Genomic DNA, 12,782 nt, shown 5'->3' with positions numbered 1-12,782 from the left:
GTGCAATTCACCGTCAGAGAATTGGCGGCGGCGCTACTTAAATGTTGGGCATTCGGGGATTCTGGTGCAGGATAAAAAAAGAGGGGGGATTTACGCCGGCGCCGGGGCGCTCTCGTAGACGAGGGCGATGTAGCGGGAGGCGAAGATGACGAACGCCGGCGAGAGGAGGAAGAGGGCGATCGGGCCGATGATCGGGATGAGCATGAGGATGAGTTCCACGACCGTGATCACGACGATCAGCACGAGAAAGGCGATGAAGACGTTCAGCCATCCGACCCTGCCGATGTGGGCGAAGAGAGTGCCGAACCTGAAGGCCTCGCCTAGCCTCCCCGTCCGGGCAAGCCGGACGGACCCGAAGGTCGCGAGGATGCTGCAGACGATGATGGCGACGACGAAGAGAACGAGGATGGCGAGGACTACGACGATGCCGAACTCGGGGCCGAGACCCGGCGCAGGGCCCGTTCCCGGGGTCGTCGTCGACGAGACCGGGACGAGGTACGCGAGGAAGGAGACGGCCGCGAGGAGGAAGACCGGGATCGTGTAGACGAGCGATACGATGATCAGTTTGATGCCGTCGATAAAGAGCCCGATCCAGCCCTGGGGTTCGGGGGCGGGCTTTGCGCCGCTCATGACCCGCAGGCTGTAGCCGTAGATGAACGGGAAGAGGATCGAGGCGATGAGCAGGAGAAGCCAGCGGACCCACCTGCCCCAGAGGGCCTCTTTTGTGTAGTCGAAGGACTCGTTGAGGTATCGGATATAATCCATGGATATCACCGCGTGTTACGAGAAGAAATCGTGTGTTTTGGGAGATAAATGCGCTGATCTGCTTTCGAGGCATCCCGGCGACGGAATGTCGCAGGAAAAGACTTAAAAAGTGGGGGGTTATTCCGGTATTACGCGGGAGCGGGCGCTTCCTCGTAGACCTGGGCGAAGTAGCGGGCGTAGAAGATGACGAACGCCGCGTTGAGGAAGAGGATGATGATGAAGCCGAGGAACGGTATCGCGCCGAGAAGGCCGATTACGAAGCCGTAGACCGCCGCGATGATGATGAGGACGATAACCGCGATGATCCAGGTTCCCCACCCGAGTTTGCCGATGTGGCCAAAGATCGCGCTGAAGTTGAACGCCTCACCGAGGCTGTCGGTGTGCGCAAAGCGCAGTATGGCAAACAGGGCGATGAACCCTACGACGATCGCGACGATCCCTGCAAGCAGGAAGCCCCCGATGAGGCTCAGCGCCGCAGCGCCCACCGCCGCCGGGTCGCCGCCGGCTGCTTCGCTCGCGAGCATCCCGATTGCGCCGAGCCCGCCGAAGACCAGGAAGACCAGGATCGCCGGGAGCATGTAGACCAGCGAGATGATGTTCATCTTCCATCCATCGACAAAGAGTTTGACCCAGTCGTCGATCTCGGGGGCCGGCGTCTTTCCTGAGAGGATACGCACGGCATACCCGTTGAGGAGCGGGATCAGCGAGAGCGTGAGCCCCTGCACGAGCGACAGGACGGCCAGGATGACCCATTGCATCCACTTTCCTACCAGAGCATCTTTGGTATACTCAAATGCCCTGGAGATTACAGTACCATAGTCCATAGGTGTATCACCTACGAGTAGATGCGAGAAACCGGCATATAATACTATTGGTAAAATTCGGGCGAATACATCACGTTTATCCTGAAACGAGCCGATTCTTTTCGTATAAACCGGGCAACCTTGACACAGAGCGCTTTCCCGGGAACAGGAGCGCAGCGGTGTATATAAGGCCGGGAACCCGGCAGCGACGACAACCTATGCCGTGCCCGGGTATCCGGAGCCTCCCCGGCGGCGATCCCGATCGAAAAAGGTGAAAAGTGATCTTCAGGCCGGCGCCGGAGCGCTCTCGTAGATCAGCGTCATGTACCGCGCCGTGAAGATGATCCAGACGGGGTAGAGGAAGAGCGTGATCAGCCAGCCGAGGACCGGGATTACAACCAGTATCCCAACGATGAAACCAAAGACAATCCCGACAATCCAGAGGACGATGAGGGCGATGATGTAACTACCCCAACCGATCTTCCCGATGTGCTCGAGAATGGCACCGAAAGCGAACGCCTGGCCCATACTGTCTTTCTGGGCGAACCGGATCATACCGATCGCCGCGATGAGCGAGATGATGATCGCGACGATGAGCGTGACGATGAGCCCGATGCCGATTGACCCGATAGCGAGCATGGGATCCCCGTCGGCAACCATGGCCGCCGGTATGATGAAGATGGTCATGATGATGAAGACCGGAATGGCGTAGATGAGCCCGATAATCCAGAGCTTCAGGCCGTCAATGAACATTCCCACCCAGTTCTCCGCCTCGGGAGCCGGCTTTACACCGCTATAGATGCGGACCATATATCCCATGATGAGCGGGAATATGATCGTGCTGATGACGAGCAGGATCCACCGGCCCCACTTGCCCCAGACAGCGTCTTTTGCATAGCTGAACGAATCGCCCAGCATGTTTCCAAAGTCCATAGGTACAACCCCTATGATTTACCTTAAGATAGGATGGTATAAAAGTGTTGCCATGATTCCTTCCTTTAAATCCCTCTTTTGGAGAAATCGAGCGATGTTTTCGACTTGAATCGGACAATCCGGGTGCAGAAGAATTCCAGGAGAACCGGGGCGCGGCCGCGGGGAAAACCCGAGACCGGACGGCAAAAGGGCGCAAAAGATGCTGCAAGCCGCCCGGGGGGAGATCCTGACGACCCGGCCGAGGGCGGGCAGCACCGGGAGCGAAGGGGCGCATAGTCCAGGCGCCTGCACTACAAAAACGTAGTTCCTGGCATGTTTGCCCTGGAGCAGGGCCTATAACCGCTTGATTGTTCGAAAATAGATGTATGATAAAGGACCAAAAGGAGATCGTTTAAATAGGCATACGTTAAACCCTGACCTCAGGGAGGAACGTTATGGCAAATTACTGTTCCGAATGCGGGAAAGAGCTGATCAGCCCAAACGCCGAGATTTGTCCGAACTGTGGTGTTAGGCTTAAAGAGGTAGTGATTAACCGGAGGAGCCCGGTCATTGCTGCAATATTGTCCCTCTTCATCTGGGGATTGGGCCAGATATACAATGGGCAGTTTGGCAAAGGCATTGCATACTTTGTCATCGGCATACTCTGTGCAGCGTCTATATTGATAGTAATCGGCATTCTACTGGCTCCAATCTGGTGGCTTATCGGGATCGTCGATGCGTACACCTCTGCCAAAAGGATTAACGCCGGTGAGGATGCATCCAGATTCATTAACCTCTAACTTTTTTCATCAAACGGCGTAGCCCTCCTGCCGAAGAGGACATCTCCACGAGGCAAACAAACTGGTGACCGCATCAAAAAAAAGGTGTGATACCTTACCCCGGCGCCGGGACGCTCTCGTAGGCAGCGGCAAGGTAGCGGGCGTGAAAGATCCCATATACCACCCCGAGGAAGAGGTTGACGATCCAACCGACGACGGGTATTGTGGTGATGAGCCCGGTCACGACCGCATACGCGAGGCCGATGAGGGCGAGGATGATGACCGCGACGATCCAGGACCCCCACCCGATCCGCCCGATGTGCCGAAAAATCGCCCCGAAACTGAACACCTGGAGGAAACTCCCCGTGTGAGCGAACCGCACGATCGCAAACATGGATATGATCGATATGATGACCCAGACGACGGCCGCGATCACGACCCCGGTGGCGGCAGCGGCGACGGCCGACGCCCATACATCGGGGTTGTCCAGCCCCCTTGCCGCTATGGCGGAGATGGCCGCAATCCCCCCGAAGACAGCCAGGACCAGGATCACCGGAATCAGGTAGATCAGGGTGATGATGTTCAACTTCCACCCGTCGAGAAAGAGCCTGCCCCAGCCCTCCACGTCGGGAGCGGGGCGCTCGCCGGCGAGCACCCGGACGATGTAGCCGCTCCAGAGCGGGACCAGAAAGAGCGTGAACGCCTGGATGAGCGAGAGGATGACGAGGACGAGCCACCGCCCCCATTTTCCCCAGAGGGCCTCTTTTGTGTAGCCAAATGCTCCGGAGATGAGATTGCCGTAGTCCATAACAGATATCACCTTCGGCCGTGGAGGGGAAGGTGGCGTATATAACTGTTCGCACGAACCGGAGTAGTGAAGGTTTGTGCCCCCCGGTACTGCGCTACGTATCTACGGCACCTGAACTCCGCCGGTCTCTCGAACCGTCAGAGTTCCTTCTGGAGGTAGATCATATCGACGAGTTGTTCGCCGCCGTCGAAGATCGGGTGGTCGTAATGGTCGACAAAGAAGTTTTTAACGCGATGGGATACGACAAACCCACAACGCTCGTAGAACCGGAGGATCCGGGGACAGTCTCCCGTGCCGACGGTCATGACGCGGCACCTGCCCCTGTAGTATTCAAGGATATATTCCACGAGCCGCCTGCCGTAGCCCTGCCCCCGGCACGCTTCGTACGTGGCGATGTTCTTCAGTTCGTAGATGCCGTCGCCTTCGTCTGTCACCACGCAGACACTCTTCAAGTCGCTGTCGTAGAGGGCAAACAGATCCCCGCGGTCCAGGTAGCGATCGATCATGGACTCCTGCTCGTCCCCGATCAGTAGCAGGTCAAGGAACTGCTCCTTGTTCTCCCGGACTTCTTCAACCTTCATGGCAATCCCGGCAGGTGTGCTCGATTCGAACGGAGCTTCCGGCATAAAAAATAGGAGAGGTCTCCGGCAGGTCTCAGTGCCGGAAGTGCCGCACACCGGAAAAGACCATCGCGATGTTGAGCCGGTTTGCCGCGTCGATGACCTCCGCATCGCGGATGGAGCCGCCCGGCTGGACGAGGGCCGTCGCGCCCGCCGCCGCCGCGACCTCCATCGTGTCGGGGAAGGGGAGGAAGGCATCCGAGGCGACCACCGAGCCGGCGAGGGGGCTCCGGGCCTTCCGGACCGCGATCTCCGCGGACTCGACCCGGTTCATCTGCCCGGCCCCGATCCCGAGGACCGCTGTCTCGTTTGCGAAGATGATGGCGTTGCTCTTCGTGTGTTTGCAGACCTTCATGGCAAGCTCCATCGCTTTCATCTCATGGGCAGTGGGCTCCCGCTCGCTCACGACCTGCCAGTCCTCGCGGCAGGGTCCCGTCCGCTGGACCAGGACGCCGCCGTCGATACTCCGGACCTCGTCCTGCACCGCCGGGGAAGGCAGCCGGAGCACCCGCATATTCTCCTTCACCTTCATGATCTCGAGCGCCTCCGGCGTGTAGGACGGGGCGACAACGACCTCGACGAACGTCCCCGTCAGTTCCCGGGCGACGTCCTCCCCCACCTCGCGGTTCATCGCGACGATCGAGCCGTAGGCCGAGACCGGGTCGACCTCACGGGCGGCGATGTAGGTCGGAAGGAGGCTCTCCCCCGTTGCCACGCCGCAGGGGTTGTTGTGCTTGACGATGACCACAGCGCACTCGTCGAACTCCCGGAGCAGGCCGACCGCGGCGTGGACGTCGAGGTAGTTGTTGTAGGACATCTGTTTGCCCTGGATCGGCTGTTCCCCGGCAATGCCGGCATCACCGTAAACGGCGGCTGCCTGGTGTGGGTTCTCGCCGTAGCGGAGCTCCCGGCCGTTCCTGAACTGGAGGGTGAGGACGTCGGGGAACGGCCGGTCGATACCGGTCAGGTAGTTCGTGATCGCGCCGTCGTAGGCCGCCGTCCGGGCGAAGGCCTTTGCCGCAAGGGGCAGGCGCTCTTCGGCCGTAAACCCGCCCCGCCGGACGGCATCCGCCGCCGTGCTGTAATCGGCACTCTCCACCACGACCGCGACGTACTTATGGTTCTTCGCCGCCGCCCGCACCATCGCCGGGCCGCCGATATCGATGTACTCGATCATCTCCTCAAGGGAGAGCCCCGTGTCCCGCATCGCCTCGAAGGGGTAGAGGTTCACCACCACGAGGTCGATAGGCTCGATGCCGTGCTCCTGCATCACGGCGTCGTCGATCCCCCGGCGGCCCAGGATGCCCCCGTGGATCTTCGGGTGAAGGGTCTTTACCCGCCCGTGCATCATCTCAGGAGAGCCGGTGTAGGTAGAGACATCGGTGTACGGGACGCCCGCCTGTGCGAGTGCGGCCCCGGTGCCGCCGGAACTTAAGATGCTGTAGTCGTGCTCAACGAGCACCCTGGCAAGATCGACGATGCCTGTCTTGTCCCAGACAGACAGCAGTGCCCACTTCATGGGTACACGTGAGCGGGATAGAGAGATATATATTTGGCGCCGCCCGCGAAACCGGGCTCCACGGCGCCCGGGGTTCTGGAGATCGCGGGCACGGCCGGAGCGGAAGGCAGCCCCTTTCCCGCACATCGATGGGAGAATACCGGCACCAGAGTTTCCGATCGGCAATTTGGCCTGCCAGGCGAGCCGGATGCCTGCCGCATACGTTAAATATATATAGAACCACATTACAATAAATAATCGAATAACTACAATCCATCATTTTGAAACAGGTTAGGCGTATGAAGGAGGATACATCCGAACCAAACGAGAAGCAACAGGGTCTCGCTGAATCGGCGGATGCAGCATCTCCGGCGCTTGAAGAGCTGCAAAAGGCATATGATGACTTAAACAGCCGTCATCTGCGTCTTGCAGCGGATTTCGACAACTACCGCAAAAGGATGGCCCGGGAGATCGACGCCCGTACAACCTTCGCCATCGAAGAGTTTGCGGTGGAGTTGCTCGACGTCATGGACAACTTCGAGCGGGCGGAGAAGACCGACGGCGCGGGCCTCCGGGAAGGGATGGAGCAGATCAGGAAACTTTTTGCGACCATCCTTGAGCGGCACGGCATCACGCCCATCGAATGCCGGAACCTTCCTTTCGACCCGGAACGGCACGAGGCTATCGCCTGCGTGCCTTCGGAGGCAACGGAGGGTACCGTGATCGATGAGGCCATCCGCGGATACTGTATGCAGGATAAAGTCATCAGATACTCAAAAGTCGTAGTTTCTAGAGGAAAGGAGGAATAACGGAATGGTTTCAGAGAAAGTTCTGGGTATCGATCTTGGAACAACCAACTCGTGCATGGCAATCATGGAAGGTGGACGGGCGACGGTCATCGCCAACGCCGAAGGCGGCAGGACCACCCCGTCCGTCGTAGCGTTCACCAGGGAGGGTGAGCGGCTGGTCGGCACCGTCGCAAAACGGCAGGCGATCACGAACCCGAACCGCACCATCCAGTCGATCAAGCGGAAGATGGGCACGAACGAGAAGGTCGAGATCGGGGAGAAGAGTTACACGCCGCAGGAGATCTCTGCAATGATCCTCCAGAAGATGAAACTGGACGCAGAAGAGTACCTGGGTGAGAAGATCGCGAAGGCCGTCATCACGGTGCCCGCCTACTTCAACGACGCTCAACGGCAGGCAACGAAGGACGCCGGGACGATCGCCGGCCTCGAGGTCCTCCGGATCATCAACGAACCGACCGCGAGCGCGCTGGCCTACGGCATCGATAAGGAAGGCGAGTCCACGGTGCTCGTCTACGACCTCGGCGGCGGCACGTTCGATGTCTCGATCCTCCAGCTCGGCGACGGTGTCTTCGAGGTCAAGTCGACCGCCGGCAACAACCGTCTCGGTGGCGACGACTTCGACAAACTGGTCGTCGACTACCTGGTCGATGAGTTCCGGAAGAAGGAGGGCGCCGACCTCAGGAAGGACCCGGTCGCCATGCAGCGGCTGCGCGACGCGGCCGAGAACGCGAAGATCGAGCTCTCCACCGTCCAGAAGACCAACATCAACCTCCCCTACATCACCACAACGGAGAGCGGCCCCAAGTTCCTTGACTTCGACCTCACCCGGGCGAAGTTCGAGAGCCTGATCGCCGACCTCGTCGACTCGACCCTCGGGCCGGTGAAACAGGCGCTTTCCGACGCAAAACTGAGCGCCGACGATATCAGCCACGTCCTCCTCGTCGGCGGGTCGACCCGGGTCCCGCTCGTGCAGGAGACCGTGAAGAAGGTCCTCAAGAAGGAGCCCGACAAGGGCATCAACCCCGACGAGTGCGTCGCCCTCGGCGCCGCCATCCAGGCCGGCGTGCTCACGGGCGAGACCAAAGACGTCCTGCTCCTCGACGTGACCCCGCTCTCGCTCGGCATCGAGACGCTCGGGGGCATCGCGACGAAGCTGATCGAGCGCAACACCACCATCCCGACGCGGAAGAGCCAGATCTTCTCGACCGCGGCCGATGGCCAGACATCGGTCGAGATCCACGTGATGCAGGGGGAGCGGGCGCTTGCAAAGGACAACTTCACCCTGGGCCGGTTCCAGCTCACCGGTATCCCGGCAGCACCCCGGGGGATCCCGCAGATCGAGGTCACGTTCGATATCGACGCAAACGGCATCGTCCACGTCTCGGCAAAGGACCTGGGTACGGGCAACGAGCAGTCGATCACCATCAAACCGCAGGACTCCCGGCCGTCCGAGGCCGATATCAAGCGGATGATGAACGACGCGAAGAAGTTCGAGGCGGAAGACCAGAAGAAGCGCGAGGAGATCGACCTGCGGAACACCGCCGACACCGCGGTCTTCACCGCCGAGCGGGCCCTCAAAGACGCGGGCGACTCGGTCGAGGCCGCGGAGAAGGAGAAGATCGAGAGTGCGATCGCCGACCTCAAGAAGGCGCTCGAAGGCGACGATCTCGAAGCCATCAAGCAGAAGATGGACACCCTGACCGAAGCGGTATATGCGGTCACGACGAAGATGTACCAGCAGGCACAGCAGCAGAAGGCGGAGGGGGCCACAAAGAAGGATGATACCGTCGTCGATGCCGATTACGAAGTCAAAGAGTGAGGTCAATGGGTCCGGACAGCTACTATGATATCCTCGGCGTCTCGCGGGACGCCAATGACGCGGAGATCAGGAAAGCCTACCGGGACCTGGCACGAAAATATCACCCCGACGTCTGCAAGGAGGACGGGGCCGAGGAGCGGTTCAAGGGGATCAACGAGGCCTACAGCGTCCTCTCCGATCCCCAGAAACGCGCCCAGTACGACCAGATGGGACACGATGCCTACAGTAACGCGTCCCGGGGGTCGTACTCCGGCGGGGGCGGGTTCTCCGGCGGGTTCAACGCGGACTTCTCCGGGTTCGGGGATATCTTCGACACGTTCTTCGGCGGCGGTGGGGCCAGGCAGCGTGCCGGCCCGCGCCCCGGCGCCGACCTCCTGATGAAGATGCGGATAACGCTCGAGGAGGCGGCGTTCGGGACCGAGAAGGAGGTCGGCCTCGACCATGTCGAGCCCTGCCCCGCGTGCGACGGGTCGGGGAGCGAGACGAAGAAGTTCACCACCTGCCCGACCTGCGGCGGCAGCGGCCAGATGCGGCAGATGAGCCAGTCGATCTTCGGGAGTTTCGTCCGGATGACCCCCTGTACCGCCTGCGGCGGGAGGGGGAAGATCCCCGAGTCCCGGTGCAAGACCTGCGGCGGGAGCGGGCACCGGCGTGCCCGGCAGACGGTGAAGGTCCGGGTTCCGCCGGGCGTGGACACGGGCATGCGCCTCCGGATGGAGGGCTACGGCGACGCCGGGGATTACGGTGCGCCGGCGGGCGACCTCTACATCGAGATCAGCGTCGCCCAGCACCGGTCGTTCACCCGGCGGGGCGACGATCTCGAGACGGCGATCGATATCACCCCCGCCCAGGCGGTGCTGGGGTCCGAGGTCGAGGTGAAGACGATCGACGGGCGGACAGTCGTCCTGGACATCCCGGCCGGGGTGCAGCACAACACCGGGCTGAAGATCGCGGGCGAGGGCGTGCGGTGGCAGACGAAGCCCGGCGATATGCTGGTGCGGGTGCGGATTGTCGTGCCCGACCGGCTGACGGACGAGGAGCGCGAACTCTATACGCGCCTGCTCGAGATGGAGGGGAAGAAACCCTCCGCGAAGAAGGGCAGCAAGGGCTTCTTTCAGGACGTCGTCGACAAAGTGAAAGAGACGGTGAAGTGAGCGGGGGTTCCCCTCTCGCTTCGGCGGCTCGGTTTTTCGCGTGCTTTTTTCTTTGGTGCTGCTTTCCGTTGAGGAGAACCACCGGATTGCTGCTGCCAGAACGGTAGGGACGGGAAAGCATCCCGATACACTGGACCGTGGGGATATCGCCCCTGGGGGAGAGGCTGACGGGGAGGGGGGCGGCCCCCCCTCCCCTGTCTCTACCCCATAAAAGGATAGTTGTGACCCCCACCCCACCCGGCCTCCGGCCTCCTCCCCCGCCCCTTGGGGCGGGGGCAGTGCGTGACGATATCCCCACGGTCCACAGTACAGGGCTTTCTCCTCGCTTCTACAGTTTCGGGGAGCCTGAGCGGTCACCTGGCTTCGAGTCCAACCGACCGGATATACAGACCTCATCACCAATCAGCTCCTCATCCCCCCGCTTTATCGCCCTCCCGGCCCAATATTCTCGGGATGAAACTGCTCTTCGAACTCTCCGGCGAGCACCCCGACCTCCCGGTCTCAGAACTGGAGTGCGTGGGCCGTGTCCTCGATAGGCGGGCCCAGGTCGCCGTTGCCGAGTGCCCGGACCCGGAGGCCGTCGGGCGGCTTGCCCTGACGCACGTGGTGATGGAGTACCTCGGGGAGTGCGAGGCCACCCGCGAGGCGTTCGCAACCCTCCTCCGCGACCTCGCCATCCGGACCGATAAGCCGTTTGCGGGCAGGGTGAAGACGATCCAGGGTGCCCGGATGGACACGGCCCGCCTTGAGGCCGAGCGGCTGATCGGTGGTCTCGTCGCCGGCCCGGTCTCGCTCCGTGATCCAATCGAAGAGTACCGCGCCGTCGTCTCGGAGGACCGCTGCTACTTCGGCCGGGTCTGTTCAAGGATCGACCGGGGCGGGTTCGACGCCAGGAACCCCATGTGCCGGCCGTTCTTCCACCCCGGCGTGATGATGCCCCGGATGGGCCGCGCGCTCGTCAACATCTCCCTGGTCTCACCGGGGGAACTGATCTTCGACCCCTTCTGCGGCACCGGCGGCATCCTCCTTGAGGCCCGCGAGATCGGCGTCCGGGTCCTCGGCAGCGACTTCGACCCCGCGATGGTCGCCGGCTACCGGCAGAACCTCCCGGGCTCGGACGTGATGATCGCAGACGCCACGGCGGTCCCGATCTGCGACGGGGCGTTCGACGCGGTCGTGACGGACCTTCCCTACGGCCAGTCGGTCCGTATTCGTGCGGAGAGCATGGACCGGCTCTACGACGGATCGCTCGCCGAGATCCGGCGGATCCTCAAGCCCGGAAGGCGCGCGGTCGTCGTCACGCACCGCGACATCACGCCGATCGCCGCCCGGCATTTCACCATCCTGCAGGAGCACGAGCAGCGGGTGCATAAGAGCCTGACGCGCCGGATCCTGGTTCTCTCCTGACGGTTCCGGGGATACGGGGGCTGATGATGTCCTTTTTCGCACAGCCCGGCGTGACTTCCTGCCGGGTGCCGGCCCCGGTTTTATGAGGGGGCCGGGCGAATTTTATAGGTGGAAGTAAATTTTAAACGATACGGCCTTTACCTCATCCGGTGGCAGCTCTCGACACCGATCCTCGCAGTCGTGCTCTACTGGCTCGCGGGCCTCGGAGCGCTCGCCGCCACCATCGTCGCGAACTTCATCGGCGGCCTCATCTTCTTCTGGGTCGACCGGTTCATCTTCACCTCCGAGACGCTCGCCGCCCAGTGGGAGGTCAAAGAGGAGGTCCGGTGCGTGGACTGCGGCACGGTCGCCCGGGGCTATCGCCTGGTCAGGGCGAAGAACTATGACCGGTCCGACGACCCGGCCCCCGAGTTCCGGTGCGAGGCGTGCTCGAAGCGGAAGTCCGAGGAGCTCAAGAAGCGGGGCGTCGAGTGCTGAAGGGGGCGGGGCGCTTCCCCCTTCCTGCCGGTCCTTTCCTATGAGAGAGAGGTCGTCCCAGAAACCTGTATGAACCTTCAGTGCCCCCTTATCAGAACACGTTCCTCCGAGGATTCTATCATCTGAGCCACATCTATGGCAAGAAGGGTGAAACGGCTTCCCACTGAATATCGCCATCCGGGGGAGGGATCGGGAGGGGGTGTCCCCCCTCCCGGCAGAGGCATTCTGGGACGGCCTCAAACAAACCCCACCCCGACCCCCACCGCCGCGAGCGTCACGCACGCCCCAACCTGGACCGCCACGTTGTCGTCGAGCGGGAAGTATGCCTCGATGATCCCGCCGACCGCCGCGACGACCGCCGCCGCCCACCAGGGGATCAGGAGAGAGAGGGCGAGCGCGGCCGCGATAATTCCGGCAACCGTCCCCTCAAGCGACTTTTTTCCCCGGACGACGTGCCGCCCGAACCGCAGCCCGACGAGGGTTGAGACGCTATCGAGCACCCCGACCGTGACGAGGCCGACCGCCGTGTACTCCCGCGAAAAGACCGCAAGGCAGAAGAGCGCGCCGGCGGCGTAGGCAATGCCCCCCTTGAGCGGCACCTTCTCGTTCCGCTCCGATTCGTCCATCACCCGGGAGAGGACCGGGATGTCGTAACCGCGGGTGATGGCGTCGCAGACGAGGAACTGGGCGACGAGGGCGGCGCTCACGAAGATGAATGCTCCCCGGTCGTCCAGGCTGAGAATTACCGCGGCGCCGATGACCCCCATGAGAAGGTGGACTATCTGGCGAAACGTCTCGCTCATCGCACCCAGATAGCAGCGTTGCTAGATAAAGCATCGCGTGAGTGCTCTTCTCCAGCAGTGTATGCCGGCAGGTATCGGGCCTTTCGTCCGGGGGAAGCAGTCACTTTAAAGTAGTCTCCTTCCATCCT

13 protein-coding genes are annotated in these 12,782 nt (G+C 61.7%); 6 read left to right on the top strand and 7 right to left on the bottom strand.

The features are described from left to right. Positions 1-90: 90 nt before the first annotated feature. The 3 genes from PLN84_RS02155 to PLN84_RS02145 form a co-directional block, all read right to left on the bottom strand. Positions 91-765 (bottom strand): DUF4013 domain-containing protein, encoded by a 675-nt coding sequence (locus PLN84_RS02155; protein ID WP_292558718.1) that lies wholly within the window; start codon positions 763-765, stop codon positions 91-93. A gap of 128 nt (positions 766-893) precedes the next feature. Next, a complete protein-coding gene (locus tag PLN84_RS02150) occupies positions 894-1,589 on the bottom strand; it encodes a DUF4013 domain-containing protein (protein ID WP_300195535.1) in 696 nt (231 codons plus the stop codon). Between the two features lie 264 nt (positions 1,590-1,853). Further along, entirely contained in the window at positions 1,854-2,501 is a 648-nt protein-coding gene (locus PLN84_RS02145) for a DUF4013 domain-containing protein (protein ID WP_292558719.1), read from the bottom strand. Between the two features lie 434 nt (positions 2,502-2,935). Between PLN84_RS02145 and PLN84_RS02140 the strand changes: the two genes are divergently transcribed. Beyond that, complete coding sequence (locus tag PLN84_RS02140) at positions 2,936-3,280, top strand: zinc ribbon domain-containing protein (RefSeq protein WP_292558720.1); 345 nt, start codon at positions 2,936-2,938, stop codon at positions 3,278-3,280. Between the two features lie 94 nt (positions 3,281-3,374). On the opposite strand, the gene PLN84_RS02135 is transcribed toward PLN84_RS02140, so the two are convergent. From PLN84_RS02135 to purH, 3 genes are all read right to left on the bottom strand, one after another. Beyond that, positions 3,375-4,067 carry a DUF4013 domain-containing protein gene (locus PLN84_RS02135; RefSeq protein WP_292558721.1) on the bottom strand — a complete coding sequence of 231 codons (693 nt, stop codon included), beginning with the start codon at positions 4,065-4,067 and terminating at the stop codon, positions 3,375-3,377. A 137-nt stretch (positions 4,068-4,204) separates the two neighbouring features. Further along, a complete protein-coding gene (locus tag PLN84_RS02130; RefSeq protein ID WP_292558722.1) occupies positions 4,205-4,648 on the bottom strand; it encodes a GNAT family N-acetyltransferase in 444 nt (147 codons plus the stop codon). Positions 4,649-4,721: 73 nt separating this feature from the next. Beyond that, entirely contained in the window at positions 4,722-6,206 is a 1,485-nt protein-coding gene (gene purH, locus PLN84_RS02125) for a bifunctional phosphoribosylaminoimidazolecarboxamide formyltransferase/IMP cyclohydrolase (RefSeq protein ID WP_292558723.1), read from the bottom strand. Positions 6,207-6,484: 278 nt separating this feature from the next. Between purH and PLN84_RS02120 the strand changes: the two genes are divergently transcribed. The 5 genes from PLN84_RS02120 to PLN84_RS02100 all read left to right on the top strand — a co-directional run bounded on the left by PLN84_RS02120 (position 6,485) and on the right by PLN84_RS02100 (position 11,851). After that, entirely contained in the window at positions 6,485-6,994 is a 510-nt protein-coding gene (locus PLN84_RS02120) for a nucleotide exchange factor GrpE (RefSeq protein ID WP_292386251.1), read from the top strand. 4 nt (positions 6,995-6,998) lie between these two features. Beyond that, positions 6,999-8,813: a molecular chaperone DnaK gene (gene dnaK, locus PLN84_RS02115; RefSeq protein WP_292386252.1), complete on the top strand. Its 1,815-nt coding sequence runs from the start codon at positions 6,999-7,001 to the stop codon at positions 8,811-8,813. Positions 8,814-8,818: 5 nt separating this feature from the next. After that, positions 8,819-9,967 carry a molecular chaperone DnaJ gene (gene dnaJ, locus PLN84_RS02110; protein ID WP_292558724.1) on the top strand — a complete coding sequence of 383 codons (1,149 nt, stop codon included), beginning with the start codon at positions 8,819-8,821 and terminating at the stop codon, positions 9,965-9,967. A 453-nt stretch (positions 9,968-10,420) separates the two neighbouring features. Further along, a complete protein-coding gene (locus tag PLN84_RS02105) occupies positions 10,421-11,374 on the top strand; it encodes a methyltransferase domain-containing protein (RefSeq protein ID WP_292558725.1) in 954 nt (317 codons plus the stop codon). A gap of 108 nt (positions 11,375-11,482) precedes the next feature. Then, positions 11,483-11,851 carry a hypothetical protein gene (locus PLN84_RS02100; protein WP_292386267.1) on the top strand — a complete coding sequence of 123 codons (369 nt, stop codon included), beginning with the start codon at positions 11,483-11,485 and terminating at the stop codon, positions 11,849-11,851. A 236-nt stretch (positions 11,852-12,087) separates the two neighbouring features. On the opposite strand, the gene PLN84_RS02095 is transcribed toward PLN84_RS02100, so the two are convergent. Further along, on the bottom strand, positions 12,088-12,654 hold the full coding sequence (locus PLN84_RS02095; RefSeq protein WP_292386268.1) for a phosphatidate cytidylyltransferase: 567 nt from the start codon (positions 12,652-12,654) through the stop codon (positions 12,088-12,090). Positions 12,655-12,782 lie beyond the last annotated feature (128 nt).

This window comes from Methanoculleus sp. (assembly GCF_035363275.1).
In the GTDB taxonomy this organism is placed as follows: Archaea; Halobacteriota; Methanomicrobia; order Methanomicrobiales; family Methanoculleaceae; genus Methanoculleus.
Note: the sequence above shows the minus strand (reverse complement) of the source record. Positions and strands in the feature narration are given on the sequence as shown.

Coding starts and splice junctions, on each gene's coding strand:
- PLN84_RS02155 (WP_292558718.1), bottom strand. CDS start 765: ATGGATTATATCCGATACCTCAACGAGTCCTTCGACTACACAAAAGAG.
- PLN84_RS02150 (WP_300195535.1), bottom strand. CDS start 1,589: ATGGACTATGGTACTGTAATCTCCAGGGCATTTGAGTATACCAAAGAT.
- PLN84_RS02145 (WP_292558719.1), bottom strand. CDS start 2,501: ATGGACTTTGGAAACATGCTGGGCGATTCGTTCAGCTATGCAAAAGAC.
- PLN84_RS02140 (WP_292558720.1), top strand. CDS start 2,936: ATGGCAAATTACTGTTCCGAATGCGGGAAAGAGCTGATCAGCCCAAAC.
- PLN84_RS02135 (WP_292558721.1), bottom strand. CDS start 4,067: ATGGACTACGGCAATCTCATCTCCGGAGCATTTGGCTACACAAAAGAG.
- PLN84_RS02130 (WP_292558722.1), bottom strand. CDS start 4,648: ATGAAGGTTGAAGAAGTCCGGGAGAACAAGGAGCAGTTCCTTGACCTG.
- purH (WP_292558723.1), bottom strand. CDS start 6,206: ATGAAGTGGGCACTGCTGTCTGTCTGGGACAAGACAGGCATCGTCGAT.
- PLN84_RS02120 (WP_292386251.1), top strand. CDS start 6,485: ATGAAGGAGGATACATCCGAACCAAACGAGAAGCAACAGGGTCTCGCT.
- dnaK (WP_292386252.1), top strand. CDS start 6,999: ATGGTTTCAGAGAAAGTTCTGGGTATCGATCTTGGAACAACCAACTCG.
- dnaJ (WP_292558724.1), top strand. CDS start 8,819: ATGGGTCCGGACAGCTACTATGATATCCTCGGCGTCTCGCGGGACGCC.
- PLN84_RS02105 (WP_292558725.1), top strand. CDS start 10,421: ATGAAACTGCTCTTCGAACTCTCCGGCGAGCACCCCGACCTCCCGGTC.
- PLN84_RS02095 (WP_292386268.1), bottom strand. CDS start 12,654: ATGAGCGAGACGTTTCGCCAGATAGTCCACCTTCTCATGGGGGTCATC.